Below are 19,840 nucleotides of genomic sequence, written 5' to 3' on the forward strand. Positions count from 1 at the left end.
AACGATAGTACAATAATCATAAAATTAATGATTATTGTACTATCGTTATTGAAAGACTTATTATTCAGAATTTACAACTGTTCGCATATGTAAGTTTACTATAACTAATCCATTAAACTAAAACTATCTTACCTGACAGTTATATTAGTACTAGCATAAAATTTCCCAGTCCCTAACAAGTTAAAGCCATACGCTGTTCCTTCAGTATCGATGAAATGATTGCCAGCTCGATGAGTCCCCATATCTCGACCACCACAAGTAATTGAACCAGTTCCGTTGGTTCTTGAGTCATAACTTCTTAGTGATGGCAAACTTGAATAATGACTTCCGATCAAACGATAATATTGCGCATTTGTTCCTGGAGGTGAGTCTGCTCGTGCAATCATATGAACATTCCTATTTACAACTTGATAGCCAAGATGAAACAAAAGAGGAACAAGTGCACGTTCATTCCCAACCGATTCTACAACTGTCAACTTTACATATGTACCTGGAATAGTCCCTGAAAACCATACAATTCCTTTATCATCAGTACCGCTATAAGAAAATTCAACGTTCTCAATACTACCATCGCTTAAAACCGTTTTTACAAGTGGAGCTGAATAAATAGCATTATCATCTTCAATATCCGCTGCATAACTTTTATTTTCTCCAAGCATTACTAAACCTAAAACAACAATAAAAAAAGAATTTAAAAACCATAATCTCCGCATAAAAAACCTCCTCAAAGTTATTGAATACGCTTACAAAAAGATTATAAAAAATATCGTTTAAAATGTAAATAGTTATTTAAATATTTCTCTTCTTTTATTAATAAATCCAGTAATCTTATCTTCAAAATTTCTTCTAGAAATATCATTTGTCATATAAATTCTGTCAAAAAAAACTTCGTCAATAAATATATCAATCATCACTAATATCGTTCTTTCATAAATATATCTACTTATCTTGTTCAGTGGATTTAGAGAAACAAATTTTACTGTCTCAGTGCTAATTTCCCCATCTTCTTCAATAGGATTTACAATTTCAATCACAAAAACAATCTCTTCACGATGCTTTATATTCCCAACAGAAGTCTCGCCTTTAATAAAAGTGTAGCCGGATTCCCCCTCGTTTCTCACCATAGCAAACCTCCTCTTCCGTTTATTATACGAGCTTGAGATTAACTTGCCTTTTGTATCTGATGTTCTTGAATGTTTTCTAACACACAATAATTACTTTTTCATTTAGAAAAAAATACGCCCAATAAGGACAGATTTTTTTATTATAAAAAAAATTTTTCTATAATAAGGCGAAAACCAGTAAAATCACATCTTTCAACTTTTTATGGTTTCGCCTTATTTTCCGAAACGATAGACCCTATCTAGTTCATTGGATTCCAATAAGATGACTATCGGCATTTTTTATCTGATCCATTTGATTTCATGTAATGGATAATAAACAAATCTGGCTTTGCCTAAAATATCCTCTCGTGCGATTGTTCCAAATGAACGGCTGTCTTTTGAGACTCGACGGTTGTCTCCTAGAACGAAATAGCTATCTTCTGATAATTCAGTGTAACCTGTCAATTCTTCCAATGTGAAATCCGTGGTATAAGGCGCGCTCTCATGATCTGAGCGGATGTTTTTGCTTAAATAGGGTTCTTCGATTGGTTGTCCATCGATTTTTAGTTGATCGTTCTCATAACTAATCGTTTCTCCGGGTAGACCAATGACCCTTTTGATATAGATCGTTCCATCAGCTAGTTGGAAAACAACAACATCAAATCGTCGGATTTCTGAGAACTTTTCCATGACAACCATGTCTCCTTGTTTAAGGACATTCTCCATTGAGTTTCCTTCCACTGGTACTGGGATCAGAATAAATCCACGCAAAATAAAGGCAATCACTATGGAACAAAGTAAAAATTTGAAAAATAACCAAAAACGGTCAATATAACGTTGCTTTTTTGTCAAAGCTAATCAATCCATCCCTCGTAAAATCTAAACCTATTAGTAGTATTATATAAAATAAATACAGAAAAAGCGAATGGTTCAATAGCCATTCACAAACTAGTATAAAAAAAGACAGACAAAAGCCCCCATTTATGGAAATGTTTGGGCTCGATCAAAATATCTTTTTTCCAATGTTTTGATCGAGCCAAATTGGTTTCCAAAGCAGGACTTGTCTGCCTCACCACATCCATTTGATCGCTTAGTTCGTATGTTCAGCTACTAAGCAGGATGGTTATTTTCTAAATAATGATCCCAAGCGGTATCAAAGATATCCATAGAGGGTAAATAGTCAACATTCATTTCTAAATAATCAGAGATTTCTTCATAACTTGTACTGTGTTTGGGAAACTGGATGTCCTTGCCCGCTTCTGTCGCAAAAGTCGATAGTGCATCCGTCGGTTTTCCGCCACGAAGAGTCATCAGATAGTGATAGAAGCTACGATTCATTCGTTCCCCTCCCAGTTGGCAGCAATAAATGCCGCCCGACGTGCATGATTACGCTCAAAATTTTCTGGATTTTTTTTGTAGTAATCTTGATGTTCTTCTTCTGCTAAATAAAACGTCTCAGCTGGTTCGATCGTTGTCACGATCGGGTCAATAAAACGACCACTTTCAGCAAGTTGTTGCTTGCTTTGTTCAGCTTTTTGTCGTTGTTCTTCTGTGGTATAAAAAATCACAGGGCGATAATTGTCGCCACGGTCTTCAAATTGACCAAACGCATCTGTCGGATCTGTTTGTTCCCAATAAAGTTCAAGCAATTCTTCGTATGAGATCAATGCTGGATCATACAAGATCTCAACTGCTTCGGTGTGTCCTGTTGTTTTAGCTTTCACTTGTTCGTATGTTGGATCTGGCACATGCCCTCCAGTGTATCCAGACATGATCGTATGGATGCCAGGTAATGTATCAAAAGGTTGGATCATACACCAAAAACAACCTCCTGCAAATATTGCTCGTTCCATGCTGATTCCTCCTTTAAAATAAAGATCTCGCTTAATTGGTACTTGATTCAGTTGTTTCTTCTGTCGTTGAGGAATCTTTTGGTAAATACAAACTAAATCGGATATCATCATTCACTAAGTCGATTTTATCCGCTTTGATATACATTCCGTTTTGCATACGGAATTGATCTAAGCGCAACATGATCGTTAAGTCTTCCGTATTGATCTCGATCCATTCAGGCAATTTGTAATTTCGTTTGATCATATTCATCACATCTCTGATCGGTAAATTCAACGTACCGATCGATAAGCTTTTTGCTTTTAACTGAACATTGCCATTTTCCATTACATAAGGATCAAAATACAAGTAAAAATCAATCGGAAATCCTAACACTTCAAATGTTCCATTAAGTAATGCTTCATTTTCTAAATAAAATTTGTACTTGATATCTTGCCCTTCTTGAAAATCGGTCAAGAAAAAGCTGATGAGTTGATTGACTTTTTCTTTTTGTGTATTGATTGTTAATACTGGATCGCCTTGTCTTTCCGTGATCGCTGGCACTTCTGGCAAATCAGGTTCGCGATTGGCAAAGATCCGTGTACCTAAAAATATCGTTGAACCGATAATAACGCCTAATAAGATCAAAAATGCGTATTTCCAATGGTTACGCTTTTTTGGTGTTTCACCTGTCGCACTTCGTTTATCCATCCGTGTTTCCTCCCTTGACCAGCCATTTTTCATGCGTTTCGATCAATTGATCTCTTACGGCATTAGCCATCAATTGATAACCTAAGTTATTAGGATGAAAATGATCTTCCTCATATAATACATTATTTCTGGTCCCGCTAGAGCTATCACTTGAAGTTGTCTGATCCGAAGCTTCCGTGATACCAACCTCTTGATTCAACCCTTGATACAGTAAATCATTGATGGGGATAAAATAGCTATTCGCGGACTCATCTACTACTTGTTGTGTTCCTTCATTCCAATTATCCACGATCGTTTGCATGTCCGTGATCTCAGGGAAATTCAAATAAAAAGGATTGTAGATCCCTAAAATATAGATCGGTACTTGTTTATTCAATGAACGGATCTCTTCAATGATTTCTTTGACATTTTCTTGATACTTCTTGATTGGTTTATCGAATGAGTCAATACTGATACCAAAAAGATTGTTTTGGATCACTTTCATTAAATCATTCCCACCAACAGTCAAAGTAATGATGTCTGCTGTTTCGATATTGCTTTTTATCTCTTCATTTTTTTTCAGTCTTTTTAAAATTTGATCGCTTCGTTCTCCATTTACCCCGTAGTTTTCAATTTCAATGGCTGTCAAACCATATCTGTCTTTGATATCATTTGCGACTAACGGAACAAAACCACCTTGTTTCGTTTGGTCACCTACGCCTTCTGTCAACGAATCGCCGATAGCGACATAGTGTAGCTTGTCTTTTTGATTCGATTCAGAAGTCACCGATGCTGCCGGCTTTAACAAAGGCTGAGCTTTGGGCACACTCAAAGATAGTCCGACAAACAGAAAAACTGCGGTCAATAAAGGAATCAAAACGATCATCAATCGTTGATTGTTTCGTTTCATTCTTTCACCTCTAGACCATGATTGTTACTTATATTACCAAAAATTCGATTAAAAAAATAGCCCTTTTCTGAAAAAAGAAAGAGCTTGTTTCTCATTTGCCAAAGGAAGCGCAGTCTGTTAAATCTTTCAGTTGCCTCTTCCTTTTCATATACTGTTATCGCTCGGACAAATTAGAAAATACAGATCATTAAAAAACAAAATTGTCTGTCTTTTAATGATCTGTCCCTTTATGCTTTTTACCTTCCATCAATCAACGTAATACATGATTGCGAAAGCATTTTCCCCTGTATGGGTAGCAATCACTGGATTTGTATGCAATACGGGGATATCCATATCGGGGAACAATTCTTTCAATCCCTCTTCGAATTCACGTGCAAGCTCTTTTGCTCCTGCATGAGAGATACCGATTTGGCGAACGTTTGGCAAAGCCTTCAGTTCTTTTTTCAAGCTTTCGAACCACTTGTCGAAAGTCTTTTTCCCACGACCTTTTGTCACAGGAATCAACTCTGAATGAGCAAAATTCATTACGACACGAATATTCAACATACTTGATAATAACCCAGTTGCACGACTGATACGTCCACCTTTCACCAAGTTATCCAATGTAGAAATACCGATATAAAGCTTTGTATTATTTTTGATCTTCTCGATTTCAGCAAGAATCTCTTCCGCTGACTTTCCTTCTTTTGCCATTTCAGCCGCGCGGATCACTTGGAATGATAATCCTTGGTCTGTCGTATCACTATCGATGACTGTTACTTTTGTTTTTGTTAAGTTGCTCGCTTGTCTTGCTGCTTCAACCGTTCCACTTAGACCTTTAGTCATATGGATAGAGATCACTTCACTACCGTCTTGACCTAATTCGTCATAAGTTGAGATAAATTCTCCGATCGGCGGTTGGCTTGTTTTAGGCAATGCCTTTGACTTCGCCATCATTTCCATAAATTTCTCTCCGCCTAATTGATCGTCATCAGGATATACAACACCATCGATCATTATTGATAATGGCATAACATGGATGTTCAAATGATCTCGTACTGCTTTTTCCATTGTACAAGAAGAATCTGTTACTATTTTTACGTTTGTCATTATTTCACACTCTTTCTTTCACAAAGTGCCTAGCATTTTTCAGGCAGGTCCTCTTCCAGTATACCAAAGAACTTCTGTTTTTTCATCAAATTCGATAAGGTTGTGACAGAAGTAGGCAGCTGTGAGAAATAACCGTGCGAAACCAAAAATCAACCTTCTTTTTAGTCGAATGAAAAAAGCGGCAGCAACCTAGATGAATGAAAATCTTTCTCGGTTGCTGCCGCTTATATCGATAAATGCGAGGAGATACTACATCTCTTCAGCTGCGTGTTCTTCTTTTCGTTTATACGTCTCGAACTGATGCGCATAACTATTTTTTTCGTCGATTTCTCCCGGACTGATGTTGATCAATGACCAAGCTTCCCAGTCAACGGCAGGAAAATACGTATCTCCTTCGAAAGAATGATGGATCACTGTCCGATATAAAATCGTGCAGTATGGTAAGAATTCTTCATAGATTGCTGATCCTCCAGCAACGAATAAAATCCCATCTGCTTCTTTTTCATACGCTAATACTTCATTGACATCATGCATCACTTGTACGCCCTCAGCTGTAAATTCACGGTCCCTAGTCAAAACAATCGTTTTACGATTGGGTAATGGTCTACCGCCCATCCCCATAAATGTTTTTCGTCCCATGATCAATACATTCGCTTCGGTCATTTGCTTAAAAAATTTTAAATCATTCGGCAAATGCCATGGAAGTTTGTCTTCTTTTCCAATCAGACCATTTTCATCCTGTGCCCAGATTGCAGCGAACATCTTCTCATCCTTTCTTAGACCGCGATAGGTGCCTTGATTGAAGGATGCGGCTCATATCCTTCAACTTTGATATCATCCATTTCAAAATCGAACACAGAATCCTTTTCTGTATTCAATACAAGTGTCGGAAACGAACGAACTTCTCGAGATAATTGCTCTTTCATTTGTTCCACGTGATTGGAGTAAAGATGCGCATCGCCTAAAGTATGGATAAATTCACCGACTTCTAACCCAGTTTCATGCGCAATCAGATGTGTCAGTAAAGCATAGCTAGCAATATTGAACGGCACACCTAAAAATACATCACCACTGCGTTGGTACAATTGACAGCTCAATTTGTTGTCATTCACATAAAACTGGAACATCGTGTGACAAGGCGGTAAAGCCATCGTTGGCACATCTTCTGGATTCCAAGCTGAAACGATCAATCTTCTTGAATCAGGTGTTTTCTTGATTGCTTCGATCACTTCTTTGATTTGATCGATGAAACTGCCTTCTTTCGTTTCCCAATGGCGCCATTGATACCCGTAAATATGACCAAGATCACCATATTTCGCTGCAAAATCTTCATCTTCGACGATTTTTTCACAAAACTTCTTGCTTTCTTCCTGATACACTTTATTGAATTCTGGATCAGACAAACTGCGATGACCAAAATCTGTCATGTCTGGACCTTGATAGTCCTCGCTTTTGATATAGCGCTCAAATGCCCATTCATCCCAGATATGGTTATTATTTTGTAAAAGATAGCGGATATTCGTATCTCCTTTTAAAAACCATAACAGTTCACTTTTGATCAAGCCAAAAGGAACACGTTTTGTCGTTAATAAAGGGAAGCCCTTTTGAAGGTCAAACCGCATTTGATAACCAAATAAACTCAATGTTCCAGTCCCCGTACGATCACCTTTTACATGTCCTTCAGATAACAACTTTTCACCTAGTTCAAGATATGCTTGCTCCATCTTATGCCCTCCTAATTATCTGCCCATTCACTTAAATATTCCCAACGTGACATTTTTTCTTCCAGCATTTCCTCAGTTTTGGTCACTTCTTTTTGTAACTCTTGCAAACGTGTGAAATCATCACCTTGATGGTTCATTTCTTCTTGTAATTCATCCAAACGATTTTCTAGTTCTGCAATATCATCTTCGATCGTTGCCCATTCTTTTTGTTCCATATAAGAAAGTTTTTTCTTTGGCTCAGATTTTTTTTCTTCGATCTTCACTTTGACTTTTTCCGGTTGCGCTTGTTGGTCTTCTTTACGTTTGACTAAGTAGCTCGACATGTCGCCATAGTAAAGCTCTTGTTTGCCATTCCCTTGAAAGACTAGTAGTTTATCAACTACCTTATCCAAGAAATAACGGTCATGGGAAACAGTGATGACTGCCCCTGGGAACGTGCGGAAATAATCTTCCAAAATCGTCAAGGTGGCAATGTCCAAATCATTTGTCGGTTCATCTAGCAACAAAACATTCGGTTGCTGGATCAATAATTTGAGTAAATACAAGCGGCGTTTTTCTCCACCTGATAGCTTCCGGATCAATGTTCCGTGCATGAATCTAGGGAACAAGAAGCGCTCCAATAGTTCAGCGACACCAATTTGCGTCCCATCAGCTGTTTGGACTTCTTCTGCCGCTTCTTGTAAATAAGCGATCATCCGTTTATCTGGAGACATCTTCTCATTTTCTTGCGTATAGTAGGCTAATCGCACCGTTTCACCGATCGAATAGCTGCCACTATCTAAAGCTAATTTTCCTGCTAAGATATTCAACAGCGTCGATTTCCCTGCGCCGTTTTCCCCAGTGATCCCTAAGCGTTCGCGCGATTGGATCAATAAATCTAAGTGTTGGAGCAATGGTTTGCCTTCGATCGAATAGGAACCATCCTTGATCTCGATCACTTTTTTACCTAAACGCTGTGTGGCGATATTTAATTCAATATCTGTGTCATGATTGACTTGATATAAGTTCTCTTTTAAGTCTTCAAAGCGATTGATACGTGCTTGCTGTTTCGTGCCGCGAGCTTGTACACCCGCACGCATCCAAGAAAGCTCTTGCTTATATAACCGTTTACGCTTTTCTTCTTGTTCAACTTCGACACGATCTCGCTCGGCTTTTTCTATAAGGTAGGCTTCATAATTGCCTTTGTATTCATAAAGATTTCCAAAAGCAAGTTCGAAGATCCGATTTGTCACACGATCTAAGAAATAACGATCATGGGTCACCATCAATAAGGCCCCACGATATTGTTTCAAATACGATTCCAACCATTCGATTGCTGCATAATCTAAGTGGTTCGTCGGCTCATCAAGTAACAAAAGATCCGGTTCATCGATTAAGACTTGTGCTAAGCTAACACGCTTTTTTTGCCCACCCGAAAGCTCTCCGATTTTCTTTTCTAATTGGTTGATCCCTAATTTTTGTAAAATGATCTTGGCATTCGTATCCGTTGTCCAAGCATCGTCTTTATTCATTCGCTCTTCTGCCAATGCGTATCGTCTTTGGACTGCTTCATCATCACCATTTTCGGCTAATGCAATCAACGCTTCCTCATAGAGTCGAACGGTTTGGATCAATGGGCTATTGCCCTGAAAAACAGCTTGTAGGACCGTATCATCTTCTGAAAAAGAGTCGGTTTGCGACAAATATCCGATACGGTAATCATTTGGATAAAAAACAGTCTGTTGATCACCATCTCCACTGTCAAGTCCAGCAATAATATTCAAAAGACTTGTTTTACCAGTTCCGTTGGTGCCAATCAAACCAATACGATCATGTTCATGGATCAAAAAGGAAATCTGATTGAATAACTCTTTTTCTCCATATGTTTTTTTGAGGTCAGTTATTTTTAGCTCTTTCACCAGTACTCCCCCTTATCTTGGATATTGTAACATAAATCAATTGGATAAAAGATAATTTTTTTTTCGATTATTCTATTTTTTGATTTAGTCGGAGACATTCGTCCTCTCTCCCTATTTAAAACCGAATAAACTAGATTACAGAAGCGCCCAGTTCAACCCTTTTTCTGTCACATTTTCAGCAAAAAAAGAGGCGCTGTGTTTTGTCACAGCTTCCTCTCTTGATCTTGTTTTAATTGAAGTTTTTTGGCTTTCGCTTGAAAAGCAAATCGGAATGAAAAACGTTCTGTTGGTTGATTCATGGTATAAGACTCCAACAGATTGATATTTCTTCTGTACTCATTCGCAGAAAAAGTCGTGATCGTTTCTGCTACTTCATATTCATCAATCACTTTTCTTTCTAAATAATAGCCTCTTAATAGTTTTTTCGTAAATAACCGATCTTGTTGGATCATCCAAGTGGAAATCAAGTTGCCACTCATCATCCGAATGCCTTGAGCTTTTCTTTGTTCGATAAAGAACCCAATCATCGTATCATCGTACACGTCCGTAAGATTCTCTAAACTTTCGATGATCAATTGTGTATTCTTTTGATACGTCTCTCGGATTTCTTGAATATCTTTTTCTGAGATCATCGTTTGCCGATCGGTTTGACGTCTTTGCCAAAACATCTTAGGATGAAGAACGATACGCATCAATCTGCGTACAACAATGAACCAAAAACCAATGAACGACAATATTTGGCTCGTGATCGAATGCTCGAAATTTGCAAGAAATCTTGAATAAAAACGATAACCGTTGGAAGACAGCTTACCAGAACGATAACGTTCATCCAATCCATCTCGTTCAATGGATAAAATCAATGCTTGGATTTCTTGTACTTCTTGTTTCTCGTCCCCACTTAAATCAGATAAATAAAGTTCACTGATTCTTTCCTGATAGGTCTCGATCACTGCTTCTATCGCTAAATATTCTTTTGATCCTGGTTCTTCCGCTTCTTTTTCGACACGTAATGTTTCAATGACTTCTTCTAAGATCATCAATGCTTTTAAGTCAGTCGTTGCTGCTTCTTCTGTTTCAGTCAACATCGGCAACACGATGATCCCAATGATCAATGTCACTAAAATAACTCCCGCAGTTAAAAACAAGAGCAATGAACGTTGATTAAATGCCATTTGATTGATCGTGAATGGCAAAATGAAAATAGTTGCTAAACTGACTGTTCCTTTTACCCCGCCAAAGGTTAAAATCAAGACTTCATTCAATTGTTTTTTGAAGCTTTTAAAGCCGCCTTTGAACATGTAAAACAAACTGATCGAAACAAAGCGAATGACGAACAACATGATCGAGATCAATAAGATGATCATCAACAACAAGTGATTCGGATATAAGCCATCTCCCCAAACTGGCGTAAAGACTTGTGTTAGTTCGATTCCTAAAAAGATAAATACCAGCGCATTCAATGTGAAGGCGATCGTTGTCCAGGTACTATTCGACAACGTTGATAACTCCGCATCAAACACCGATATTTTTTTGAATCCTGAGGCTTGCAATACCCCTGCAACCACTGCTGCAATAATTCCTGAAACATGAAAGACTTCGGCTAAAACATACGCTAAGAAAGGTAACAACAATTCAATCAATAAGTAACCAGTCACGTCGCGTGCAGAAGCCTTCTCGATCAAACCAATGATCTTTCTTTTCACCCATACAAGTAAAAAGCCGACGACTGCCCCGCCAATACTTGATAAGATCAAAGTCACGCCTGCATTTACCGCAGAAAACGATCCCGTGATCAAAGCAGCTAAAGCAAATTGGAAGGCTGTTACACCAGAAGCATCATTCAGTAACCCTTCACCTTCTAAAATATGCATCGCTTTTTTCGGAATGTTCACGCGCGTAGAGAGCGAACTGACTGCGACCGCATCTGTCGGACCTAACGCCGCACCAAAAGCAAAACAAGCGGCTAAAGGAACACTCGGTAACAGAAAGGACAACGTTGCTCCAACGCCAATCAAAGTCAAAATCACGCCACCAAAAGCTAGAAATAATATCGTATCGAAATTTTTCAAGATCGAAGCGATATCTGCTTTTTCTCCTTCTCTAAAAAGTAAGGGGGCGATAATCATCACTAAAAACAACTCGGGTTCAAAATTAATGGATTCACCCCATTCGGTCAATCCTAAGACCACGCCAAGAAATATTTGGATCAGTGGTGCAGGGATCATCGGCAAGATACGACTTGCTATATTGGATAGCGTGATCGTGACTGCAAAGACAATCACTAACTCTGCAAATTCCATGCTTGATCCCCTTTATTTTTTATTTTGTGCAAGAACTTTCAAATATTGCTCTTTTTTCTTTAAAATTTTACTTTCTACAACTTCAGCTTGAGTCACTCGTCCATCTAACTCACATTGCACACGTTTTGACTCCAAACGTAACAAGTCATGTTTCAAACGTTCCAATTGACAATACATCAAAATATTTCTTTTACGTAATTTACACAAGATTTGACGACGATCTTCCATTGAAAAAGAACCATAATGATCTACCAACCGTTTTTTTTGTTCTTCAAAACTTTCTCTCATTTTCAAGATCTCCTATATTCAAACTGCACCAATTATAGCAAAATGTTTTTAGAATGCAACTAAAAACTTCCTACCTTTACGATTACTTATTGGTTTTGATTCCAGAAGCTCATTCTAGTCCAATCACCATAAAATATCAATTGTAATTTTTAAAAAATAGAAGAAAAGCACGTACAAAACCTATTCAAAAGTTTTGTACGTGCTATTTTTATTGATGAGCGATCCTATTCGAAATACTCACCGTAAACATCGTCAACACGTTGTTCCGGGTTGATCACAATATATAGGTTACCAGTTTTTTCACTGATTTTTGTTGATTGGTATTGGTTATCTAATCCCTCTGTTCCTTTGTCCAAGTAAGGGAAGTATACAAGGTCAGGTGTACCATTGCGATACAAGATTTCCATACGTTCGATATCTTCATATTTCAATGCGCGATTGAACATACCCATTTCCAAACCACCTAGATTGATATCATGAGTAGCTACTGAATCGCCTTCATGGAAAATCTCGATTTTAAAGCCTGCACATGGATGGATCTCGATAAATTCGCTCCCATTGATACGGCCAAAACTTGTTGTGATTTGTTTGATCCAAAGGTCGCCGATATGACGACGATTGATTGTCCATGTTTCGCCGTTACGGAAATAAAATTTTAGCGCTGTCATTTCTTTGCTCATTAAAAAAATCTCCTTTTTTGACGCATTATATTCTGTTCCATTACTAGTTTAGCATAAAACAACAAGAGTGGTCATCTCTCATGTTTGCTTTTCTGCATGCTTTTTTGATAACAATCCTCATCTAAAAGAAAAGGAGGGCATGGGAAACATCTTGAATAAAAGAAAGATGCTTCTATAGATAACTTCCATGTCCCCTCTTACTCAACAAATGATCACTAGACTTGTTGCTCTTTCAGGTAAGCCAGTAAATCAGCCTCTTCATTTTTTACCTGATTATTCACTACAGCTGATTCCGCAAGTCCTAAAGCCTCACTGACCCATTTCCCTGGTTTTTTCTCACTTGCAGCTAATAGGACTTTTCCATCGATCGCTAACTCACTCAGTGACTTGATCGGTAGCGCCTCATAGCTATCGATGACAGTTGTTGTATCCGGTGTTTGGTCAAAGTAGATCATCAATTCTTCCACATCAAGCGATGCTTCTTTGCCAAGATGATAGATCTCTAAAGGCGTTAAAGGCCGTTCTAATCGTTTCGTCAATCCCTTGACCAAACGCTGTACCTCACGGATCATTTGGTTTGAACATTTCCATGCTTTCAAGAACGGTGCTACCTCTTGCTCTGAACGACCGATTTGATTAAGCAGTAACGCCCATGCTTGGCTTTCTTTTTTTAATGGCACAGACGGTAAATCAGCAAACCGCAATAATCCTTCGCCATCTTCCTTCAATTGCGGACAATAGATGTAACATTTCGTTTCAACAAAAGCTGTCAATCCGTTCGTACGAAAATTCCCCAAAAGCATTTTGATAAATTCAACATTCATTCGTTCAACAGAAATTTTTTCCAACAAGGCATGATTATCTTCAATCGCCTTGGCGGTTTCCGCTTCCAACTTGAATCCTAATTGACTAACAAAACGAAGGCCACGCATCATGCGCAATGCATCTTCGTGGAATCGCTCAAAAGGTCGACCAACAGCTCGTAATACCTGATTTTCCAAATCAGCTAAGCCATCGAATAAATCAATGATCTCCCCATCCTCTTTCAGCGCAAACGCATTGATCGTAAAATCTCGCCGTTTCAGATCCTCTTCTAATGTACGAACAAATGAAACGCTATCCGGACGTCGATAATCCTGATACGTTGATTCTGTACGAAATGTCGTGATCTCATACTGTTCCTCTTCATGCAAGACAAGGACCGTGCCATGTTCGATCCCGATATCGATCGTTTTGGGGAACAGTTGCTTGATTTCTTCTGGAAAAGCACTCGTCGCAATATCGACGTCGTGGATTTTTTGACCTAATAAAGTATCACGCACACTGCCACCCACAAAGTACGCTTCAAATCCAGCAGCTTCTATTTTTTTTAATACTGGGATCGCTTTTTGGTATTCGATCGGTAATTCACTTAGTCTCATTTTTACTCCTTCTATCTTCAGTTTGTTCGTCATCTTTTCGAGCAAACCGATGGTGGTCTCTTTGATTGAACTTCGCCATATTTTTTTCAAATACTGTTGTTAAATCAATATCTAATGAATTCGCCATGATCATTGTTACAAATAAAACATCGCCTAATTCTTCTGCAACTGAGTTACTAGGCTCTGTCGCTTTTTTGCTCTTTTCTCCATATGAGTGGTTGACTTCTCGTGCCAACTCTCCTACTTCTTCAGTTAACCGTGCCATCTGAGCCAATGGCGAAAAGTAGCCAACCTTGAATTGCTGGATGTATGCATCGACTTCTTGCTGCATACTTTTTAGTGAACGCTCTTCATTCATTAAGAATCCTCCAATCCTCTCTTCCTAAAAAACTTTACAGCAAAACCCCAAGAAGTGCAATTGTGAAAACAAAGAATACGTGCTACATTATGTTAGGTATACTTAATAAATTCTTAGTGCCAAGCGAAATTAGTCTTTCTATTTAAAATAAAAAAGACCAATTTCCCGATCGAACGTTTCATGTCAAAGGTCGCTTGTTGCACGATCAATCATATTAAATAGTAGAAAGTGGGGATTCGATGACATCATTGAAAACGATGAAAGAAGTTTTTTTTATTATTTTAGGAACAAGTATTTATGCTTTTGGACTAGTGTATTTAAACATTGCCAATAATTTAGCAGAAGGCGGAGTTTCAGGTATCACACTGATTTTACGTGCTCTTTTTCATATCGACCCGGCTTATTCTACTTTGGTGATCAATATCCCTTTGATTCTACTAGGCGGAAAAATCTTAGGCAGACGCGCACTCGCCTATACTGTCTTAGGTACTGTTTCGCTCTCTGTCTTTTTATGGATTTGGCAAAGGATTCCTTTACAAATCAACTTAGAACATGACTTACTGATCGTCTCCTTACTTGCCGGGCTGATTGCCGGTGTCGGCAGTGGGATCGTCTATCGCATGGGTGGTACAACTGGAGGAAGTGATATCATCGCTCGCATCCTCGAAAAAAATCACGGGATCTCCATGGGACGTTCTCTTCTGGCTTTGGACGTCATGGTGTTACTTGCTTCATTAACTTATATCGACTTGAAACGCATGATGTATACCTTGATCGTTTCCTACGTTTTTAGCCGCGTGATCGACTCGATTCTTGACGGCGGTTATTCTGCAAAAGGGATTTTGGTTGTCTCAAATAAAAGCGAAGAAATCGCACCATTGTTGATGACTGGACTACAACGAGGCGTCACATTTTTACATGGAGAAGGCGGTTTTTCAGGTATCGACAAAAAAATGATCTATATGGTCGTTAGTTCACGTGAATTGAACGAAGTGAAACGTATCATCAATGAAATAGATGAACATGCCTTTCTTTCGGTCTTGAATGTTCATGAAGTCGAAGGAGAAGGTTTTACGTATCTCAAGCCCCAGACAAAGCGGTTTAAAAAAATGATGAATTAAACCCTATAGCTTTTATTTTCTGATCAAAAGTTTCATATGTAACTAATAATATTTTTATATCAAACAGAAAAGCTACTATCTTGACCATTAAGATAGTAGCTTTTTTCGTTATTCATACAAAGCTTATTCTATGATTTTAGTAGCTTCAAACGTGATTGTCTGAGAATTATTTTGCGGATATTCTCGGAAGTGATGGTCTGCTGAAACCACAATATCTTTGAAACCGACTTTTTCCAAAAGCAAGCGAAACTCTTCTACTCCGTACCATTTTAATGGAAAGATCTCAAGCTCTGATTCAGTCATCTTGCCTTCCTGATACTTTTCATAACGATTATGGTAAGTTATCACTTGTTTGATTGGATCAACCTTTACTAATTTTTCTTCTAACGTAATCAGATCATTTTGCGCATTCGTAAAGATTCTTTCGCCAACAAAACCTTTTTCAAAGCTCTCCGGCAGAAAAATATCCAAGATCAGCTTACCATTATTTTCAAGATGCTGGTAGAAGCACGTCAATGCAGCCATGGCTTTCTCTAATTCATCCAATAGCAAAAAAGAACCAATAGGAACAATCACAGCTCCATAGGTTTGATCCAGTGAGAAATTAGTCATATCTAATTGATAGATTTTAGGGTCAAGTCCTTTTTTGCGACAGTTTTCTTTTAATAAAGCCAACATGTACTCTGAAAAATCAAACCCTTCAATGTCCAAACCTTTTTCCAACAATGGAATCAAAATCCGACCATTTCCAGCTGCCGGCTCCAAGATTTTTCCTCGGACATCTTTTAATCGTTCATAATAATAATCAACATCACTGTATGGTCGATCAATATCTTTATCGATTTCATATACCTCTGCGGATAGTTTCCCATATGAATTAGCCACTATTTCCCTCCTCGTACTTGATTTGATGTAAAAAACAAGTGCTTACGCTTTGACCTGATAAACGACACCTTCTGGTTCATAGCCTAATTTCTTATAATAAGGAAGTGCATCATTCGCTCCCGAAACATAGACCTCTTTATTAGGAAACTGTTCACAGACGTAGGTCATCAATTGTTTGCCAATAGCTCTCCCTCGATGCTCCTTATGAACGAGTAAATCGACGATCCAAATCACAAAATCATTGAGTGTTCTAACAAAACCAATAATTTGATCGTTTTCTACTACGATATACGTGACGGATTTCTCTAAAGCCTCCACGTAGTTTGCTTGATTTTCTGGCAACCAATAGCCCCACTCCTCCCCTTCCGTTTTAAATAGCTCAAATAGCTGATCTTGGTAGTCTGAGGTGTATTCTTTTATTTTCATTTTTTCTCTCTCCTATTGAAAAAGTAGATTTTGGTTTTAAACGTGAAAGTAGAAGGTAGAAACTGGAGCATTTGCTCACGTTCTATAGATTCTTCCGATAATCGCCATCTTTGAATTTAACAAAACCATTGCTCAGCAAAACTCGGACGGAAGGAGTATTCTCTTCTCCTGGGTCAGCTAATACTAGACGACCACCCCTCTTTTTCACTTCTTCAACCAAGCGTTGGATCATCATTTTACCTAAACCTTGTCCCAACAAAGATTCTTCCCCGATGAGATAGCTCAACTCATAAGCTTGGTTTTCTACGAGCGTTCCAGTTAGATCACTATAAACTTCCTCGACATAATCTGGAACTGTAGAGATATCGATACATTGCGCAAATCCGATTTTTTGATCATTCAAAACAATCACAAATTGATTGATCTGTTCACTTTCTGAAATATCAGCCATTTCATCTAACCAATCTTGTTTATCCGCTTCTCCAGAAGGACAAAACCATTTGTAAATAAACGGTTGCTCCAACCAGCTTTCGAATAGGGGTAAATCTGAGGGTGTAAAGGGCTGTATCAGAACATTTTGATTTTTCATGTGTAAAAATCTCCTTGGATAGAATTTATGCTACTATATTTAACTTAACACTATAAATATGGAAAAGGGATTTCATTCTAGAAAGACTAAAACTTTATCATGCTAATCTTATTAATTTTATATAAAAATTAGCCTAAATTGAACTCATCTATTTCATACGTCAATGAAATAGATGAGAAACCACGATTATATTTTTTAAAATAACATCAACAAAAATTGTGGAGTATGTTACTTTTTTAGAACATGATCTGACTTTCCCACCATGAAATAACAATTCATACACTTTTTTTACGTTATGCAGTATCTCCTCTTCTCGTGAAAATCAATCAGCGTCACCATTCATTCTGTTTGAATAGGTAAAATCACTATACTTTTTAATCAGTAGCACTTCCTTATACAGGATCGTACCATATAGTACTTTCAATTTGATTCATATTTTTTTATCCGAAGAGAAAGCTTTATGGACTACATTGATAATTCTCATAAAAATCTTTAACGTGCGAGGGATCAAGAATATAACCTTGAATTCGTTCACACAGTCAACTATGTCAATATTCATAACATTCTATCTTATTTTTAAAAATCTTTTTAAAGTCTTTTTATTTAAAAGACCTCGAAACCATCTACTGTACTAGAATAATTTTTTACCAGTTTTTCGGATTTATCTAAGTTCTGACTTTTTAAAATCATTTGTCAGATGAAATTAATTCCGCTATCATGATATTTATAGTGTATGATTTCTCAACATTTTTTTGTTAGAAATTAAATAAACCAACTTTTGTACAGAGTATTGAAAACGTTTCACAAAAGAAAGAAGGATGCAGACGATACGGAGGAAAAGCAATGACAACCAAAAACTTTCAAACAGAGTACATAAACATCAATGGACTTTCACAATACATGTTGCACTATCCAAAAGAAGGAAGCAAAGATGTTTTATTGATGCTACATGGTGGACCTGGTGCCCCAAATTCTTATATTAGCTATTATCTCGAGCCTTATCTTAATTTTTGTCATGTGGTTTATTATGATCAGCGCGGTTCTGGAAAGACACAAATCAAAAGTAAAACAAAACTCAAGCACCACACATGGAAATTGATGATCGAAGACCTACGAGAAACCGTTCGACACTTGAAACGAAAATATAAAACTGACAGAGTGATCTTATGCGGACACTCTTTTGGAAGCATGTTAGGCGCAAGCTTCTTAGAAAAATATCCAGAGGAAGTACTGGCATCTATCGCTTATGGCGTAGTCACTGATGTAAACGCACAAGATCAGCACTTTTATACAACTTTAAAAAGTAATGTTTTAAAAAATGGTAGTAAAAAAGATATCAAAAAACTTAATACTGTGAACCCATCATTTCCTTCTGTCAACAGAGAAGAATTTACCAAAGGCGTCAATGTATTATCCGAACTTCAACTGAAGTATGGCTATTATTACAACGACTACATGGCGATTTTCAAAAAAAGCCCCATCTTAGGTTTCAAAGATTTCCTTCAATTTCCTAAAGGTGCAAAGTATGATTCAAAACTAATCGCAGAAGTTGAGTACCAATATGACATCACACATATGACAACTTATCAGGTACCTGTATTTTATATTCTTGGCGAAAAAGATGATTGGACTTCAAGCGTTATCGCAAAAAAATACTTTGATACAATCAACGCCCCTGTCAAAGATCTTTACTGGATCAGCAATGCCGGTCATTTCGTAGATACCGATCAACCGCAGGAATTTAGCGAAGCAATCAAAGATATTTTGACACAAATTTGATGATATATACTTCTATAGGAAATTCGCAACCGAAAGCCTTCAAATGATCTAAAAAACATGATAAAACCTAGCACACCTCTACAAAGTATATGCAAGGTGTGCTAGGTTTATAGATTCTATAGTTTTTTATGTTGATACTTACTTGTCAGAGCTATACATTCCTGTAACTCGACCTTTTCTCTCCTCAACTCTTACTCTTCTGAGGAGATTGAAGGATCATCCGATTCACTTCATCTGATAGTTCTAAGAACGCATCTTTACTGCCTTCTTCTAATGCTTGATCGATTTGTTGATAGAGCATGTTCAGTTTTGCTTCCTGCTCTTTTTCTTGGAAATAATGCTCGACTATTTCTGTTGACTCTTCGCTGATTGCATCTTCCCACGAGGCTAACGGATTATCTTCGATGATCGCTAAATATTCTTTCGTTTGCCACGCATTCTCAAAGAGACATTCGACGTAGAGCGGGTTTTTCCAGTTCAGACGGATTTCATGGAAAATCTGATCGGTATCAGTAAACTCTTTTCCGTCTAAAAATAACTTCATCGGCTCTCCTTCATAAGAAAGATCGGTGATCTGTAAACCACGTCTTGTTAGGTTTGCTCCTTCAACAAAACGTACATTGTGTAAGATTGCTTCATGATTTGCCAGATAGTTCAAAATCCAAAAAACTTCTCTGCGACTGAAAGAAACATGGTTAACCATCCAAGTTAAGAAATTCTTCTTTTCTTTGACATCAATCAACATTTTC

General features: G+C 37.7%; 22 protein-coding genes. 2 read left to right on the forward strand and 20 right to left on the reverse strand.

Annotated features, from left to right (window positions below; genetic code table 11):
• Positions 1–128: 128 nt before the first annotated feature.
• From JZO83_RS12265 to JZO83_RS12340, 16 genes are all read right to left on the reverse strand, one after another.
• A complete protein-coding gene (locus JZO83_RS12265) occupies positions 129–713 on the reverse strand; it encodes a hypothetical protein (RefSeq protein ID WP_207115911.1) in 585 nt (194 codons plus the stop codon).
• Positions 714–785: 72 nt separating this feature from the next.
• Positions 786–1,124 carry a hypothetical protein gene (locus JZO83_RS12270; protein WP_207115912.1) on the reverse strand — a complete coding sequence of 113 codons (339 nt, stop codon included), beginning with the start codon at positions 1,122–1,124 and terminating at the stop codon, positions 786–788.
• 279 nt (positions 1,125–1,403) lie between these two features.
• Complete coding sequence (gene lepB / locus JZO83_RS12275; protein WP_206857543.1) at positions 1,404–1,955, reverse strand: signal peptidase I; 552 nt, start codon at positions 1,953–1,955, stop codon at positions 1,404–1,406.
• A gap of 258 nt (positions 1,956–2,213) precedes the next feature.
• Complete coding sequence (locus JZO83_RS12280) at positions 2,214–2,441, reverse strand: YozE family protein (RefSeq protein WP_206857545.1); 228 nt, start codon at positions 2,439–2,441, stop codon at positions 2,214–2,216.
• Positions 2,438–2,956: a peptide-methionine (S)-S-oxide reductase MsrA gene (gene msrA, locus JZO83_RS12285; protein ID WP_207115913.1), complete on the reverse strand. Its 519-nt coding sequence runs from the start codon at positions 2,954–2,956 to the stop codon at positions 2,438–2,440. Before msrA ends, JZO83_RS12280 begins: the two co-directional genes overlap by 4 nt.
• Before the next feature lie 31 nt (positions 2,957–2,987).
• The gene (locus JZO83_RS12290) at positions 2,988–3,644 is read right to left on the reverse strand and encodes a YpmS family protein (RefSeq protein WP_207115914.1); all 657 of its coding nucleotides are present in this window, start codon (positions 3,642–3,644) and stop codon (positions 2,988–2,990) included.
• A complete protein-coding gene (locus JZO83_RS12295) occupies positions 3,637–4,533 on the reverse strand; it encodes an SGNH/GDSL hydrolase family protein (protein WP_207115915.1) in 897 nt (298 codons plus the stop codon). The genes JZO83_RS12290 and JZO83_RS12295 overlap by 8 nt, the downstream gene beginning before the upstream one ends.
• Positions 4,534–4,779: 246 nt before the next feature.
• On the reverse strand, positions 4,780–5,622 hold the full coding sequence (locus tag JZO83_RS12300) for a DegV family protein (RefSeq protein WP_206857552.1): 843 nt from the start codon (positions 5,620–5,622) through the stop codon (positions 4,780–4,782).
• A gap of 249 nt (positions 5,623–5,871) precedes the next feature.
• Positions 5,872–6,384: a dihydrofolate reductase gene (locus tag JZO83_RS12305; protein ID WP_206857555.1), complete on the reverse strand. Its 513-nt coding sequence runs from the start codon at positions 6,382–6,384 to the stop codon at positions 5,872–5,874.
• 14 nt (positions 6,385–6,398) lie between these two features.
• Positions 6,399–7,346, reverse strand: coding sequence for a thymidylate synthase (locus JZO83_RS12310; RefSeq protein ID WP_206857557.1), 948 nt, complete (start codon positions 7,344–7,346; stop codon positions 6,399–6,401).
• An 11-nt stretch (positions 7,347–7,357) separates the two neighbouring features.
• The gene (locus tag JZO83_RS12315; protein WP_347401523.1) at positions 7,358–9,244 is read right to left on the reverse strand and encodes an ABC-F family ATP-binding cassette domain-containing protein; all 1,887 of its coding nucleotides are present in this window, start codon (positions 9,242–9,244) and stop codon (positions 7,358–7,360) included.
• Positions 9,245–9,447: 203 nt separating this feature from the next.
• Positions 9,448–11,544 (reverse strand): sodium:proton antiporter, encoded by a 2,097-nt coding sequence (locus tag JZO83_RS12320; RefSeq protein ID WP_207115916.1) that lies wholly within the window; start codon positions 11,542–11,544, stop codon positions 9,448–9,450.
• Positions 11,545–11,556: 12 nt separating this feature from the next.
• Positions 11,557–11,832 carry a hypothetical protein gene (locus JZO83_RS12325; RefSeq protein WP_207115917.1) on the reverse strand — a complete coding sequence of 92 codons (276 nt, stop codon included), beginning with the start codon at positions 11,830–11,832 and terminating at the stop codon, positions 11,557–11,559.
• A gap of 224 nt (positions 11,833–12,056) precedes the next feature.
• Positions 12,057–12,512 (reverse strand): hypothetical protein, encoded by a 456-nt coding sequence (locus tag JZO83_RS12330; RefSeq protein ID WP_010735761.1) that lies wholly within the window; start codon positions 12,510–12,512, stop codon positions 12,057–12,059.
• A gap of 215 nt (positions 12,513–12,727) precedes the next feature.
• The gene (locus JZO83_RS12335) at positions 12,728–13,933 is read right to left on the reverse strand and encodes a CCA tRNA nucleotidyltransferase (protein ID WP_207115918.1); all 1,206 of its coding nucleotides are present in this window, start codon (positions 13,931–13,933) and stop codon (positions 12,728–12,730) included.
• Entirely contained in the window at positions 13,920–14,291 is a 372-nt protein-coding gene (locus tag JZO83_RS12340; RefSeq protein WP_206857571.1) for a nucleotide pyrophosphohydrolase, read from the reverse strand. The genes JZO83_RS12335 and JZO83_RS12340 overlap by 14 nt, the downstream gene beginning before the upstream one ends.
• Before the next feature lie 239 nt (positions 14,292–14,530).
• Between JZO83_RS12340 and JZO83_RS12345 the strand changes: the two genes are divergently transcribed.
• On the forward strand, positions 14,531–15,412 hold the full coding sequence (locus tag JZO83_RS12345; RefSeq protein ID WP_206857573.1) for a YitT family protein: 882 nt from the start codon (positions 14,531–14,533) through the stop codon (positions 15,410–15,412).
• A 123-nt stretch (positions 15,413–15,535) separates the two neighbouring features.
• Here the strand turns inward: JZO83_RS12345 and JZO83_RS12350 are convergent, their stop codons facing one another.
• From JZO83_RS12350 to JZO83_RS12360, 3 genes are all read right to left on the reverse strand, one after another.
• The gene (locus JZO83_RS12350) at positions 15,536–16,297 is read right to left on the reverse strand and encodes a class I SAM-dependent methyltransferase (RefSeq protein WP_207115919.1); all 762 of its coding nucleotides are present in this window, start codon (positions 16,295–16,297) and stop codon (positions 15,536–15,538) included.
• A gap of 42 nt (positions 16,298–16,339) precedes the next feature.
• A complete protein-coding gene (locus tag JZO83_RS12355; protein WP_207115920.1) occupies positions 16,340–16,723 on the reverse strand; it encodes a GNAT family N-acetyltransferase in 384 nt (127 codons plus the stop codon).
• Between the two features lie 82 nt (positions 16,724–16,805).
• Positions 16,806–17,312, reverse strand: a complete 507-nt coding sequence (locus JZO83_RS12360) for a GNAT family N-acetyltransferase (protein ID WP_207115921.1) — start codon at positions 17,310–17,312, stop codon at positions 16,806–16,808.
• Positions 17,313–18,155: 843 nt separating this feature from the next.
• Between JZO83_RS12360 and JZO83_RS12365 the strand changes: the two genes are divergently transcribed.
• Positions 18,156–19,091: an alpha/beta hydrolase gene (locus JZO83_RS12365; protein ID WP_207115922.1), complete on the forward strand. Its 936-nt coding sequence runs from the start codon at positions 18,156–18,158 to the stop codon at positions 19,089–19,091.
• Positions 19,092–19,275: 184 nt separating this feature from the next.
• On the opposite strand, the gene JZO83_RS12370 is transcribed toward JZO83_RS12365, so the two are convergent.
• Positions 19,276–19,836 (reverse strand): YpiB family protein, encoded by a 561-nt coding sequence (locus JZO83_RS12370; protein WP_207115923.1) that lies wholly within the window; start codon positions 19,834–19,836, stop codon positions 19,276–19,278.
• Positions 19,837–19,840: the final 4 nt, after the last annotated feature.

Origin of the sequence: Enterococcus sp. DIV1298c, assembly GCF_017316315.1 — a bacterium.
GTDB lineage: Bacteria > Bacillota > Bacilli > Lactobacillales > Enterococcaceae > Enterococcus_B > Enterococcus_B mangumiae.

What these genes read in the sequence shown, in the direction of transcription:
- JZO83_RS12320 (WP_207115916.1), bottom strand. Translation starts at nt 11,544, where the DNA reads ATGGAATTTGCAGAGTTAGTGATTGTCTTTGCAGTCACGATCACGCTA.
- JZO83_RS12295 (WP_207115915.1), bottom strand. Translation starts at nt 4,533, where the DNA reads ATGAAACGAAACAATCAACGATTGATGATCGTTTTGATTCCTTTATTG.
- JZO83_RS12325 (WP_207115917.1), bottom strand. Translation starts at nt 11,832, where the DNA reads ATGAGAGAAAGTTTTGAAGAACAAAAAAAACGGTTGGTAGATCATTAT.
- JZO83_RS12270 (WP_207115912.1), bottom strand. Translation starts at nt 1,124, where the DNA reads ATGGTGAGAAACGAGGGGGAATCCGGCTACACTTTTATTAAAGGCGAG.
- JZO83_RS12360 (WP_207115921.1), bottom strand. Translation starts at nt 17,312, where the DNA reads ATGAAAAATCAAAATGTTCTGATACAGCCCTTTACACCCTCAGATTTA.
- JZO83_RS12355 (WP_207115920.1), bottom strand. Translation starts at nt 16,723, where the DNA reads ATGAAAATAAAAGAATACACCTCAGACTACCAAGATCAGCTATTTGAG.
- JZO83_RS12300 (WP_206857552.1), bottom strand. Translation starts at nt 5,622, where the DNA reads ATGACAAACGTAAAAATAGTAACAGATTCTTCTTGTACAATGGAAAAA.
- JZO83_RS12365 (WP_207115922.1), top strand. Translation starts at nt 18,156, where the DNA reads ATGACAACCAAAAACTTTCAAACAGAGTACATAAACATCAATGGACTT.
- JZO83_RS12340 (WP_206857571.1), bottom strand. Translation starts at nt 14,291, where the DNA reads ATGAATGAAGAGCGTTCACTAAAAAGTATGCAGCAAGAAGTCGATGCA.
- JZO83_RS12370 (WP_207115923.1), bottom strand. Translation starts at nt 19,836, where the DNA reads ATGTTGATTGATGTCAAAGAAAAGAAGAATTTCTTAACTTGGATGGTT.
- JZO83_RS12290 (WP_207115914.1), bottom strand. Translation starts at nt 3,644, where the DNA reads ATGGATAAACGAAGTGCGACAGGTGAAACACCAAAAAAGCGTAACCAT.
- JZO83_RS12280 (WP_206857545.1), bottom strand. Translation starts at nt 2,441, where the DNA reads ATGAATCGTAGCTTCTATCACTATCTGATGACTCTTCGTGGCGGAAAA.
- msrA (WP_207115913.1), bottom strand. Translation starts at nt 2,956, where the DNA reads ATGGAACGAGCAATATTTGCAGGAGGTTGTTTTTGGTGTATGATCCAA.
- JZO83_RS12305 (WP_206857555.1), bottom strand. Translation starts at nt 6,384, where the DNA reads ATGTTCGCTGCAATCTGGGCACAGGATGAAAATGGTCTGATTGGAAAA.
- JZO83_RS12330 (WP_010735761.1), bottom strand. Translation starts at nt 12,512, where the DNA reads ATGAGCAAAGAAATGACAGCGCTAAAATTTTATTTCCGTAACGGCGAA.
- JZO83_RS12310 (WP_206857557.1), bottom strand. Translation starts at nt 7,346, where the DNA reads ATGGAGCAAGCATATCTTGAACTAGGTGAAAAGTTGTTATCTGAAGGA.
- JZO83_RS12335 (WP_207115918.1), bottom strand. Translation starts at nt 13,933, where the DNA reads ATGAGACTAAGTGAATTACCGATCGAATACCAAAAAGCGATCCCAGTA.
- JZO83_RS12345 (WP_206857573.1), top strand. Translation starts at nt 14,531, where the DNA reads ATGACATCATTGAAAACGATGAAAGAAGTTTTTTTTATTATTTTAGGA.
- JZO83_RS12265 (WP_207115911.1), bottom strand. Translation starts at nt 713, where the DNA reads ATGCGGAGATTATGGTTTTTAAATTCTTTTTTTATTGTTGTTTTAGGT.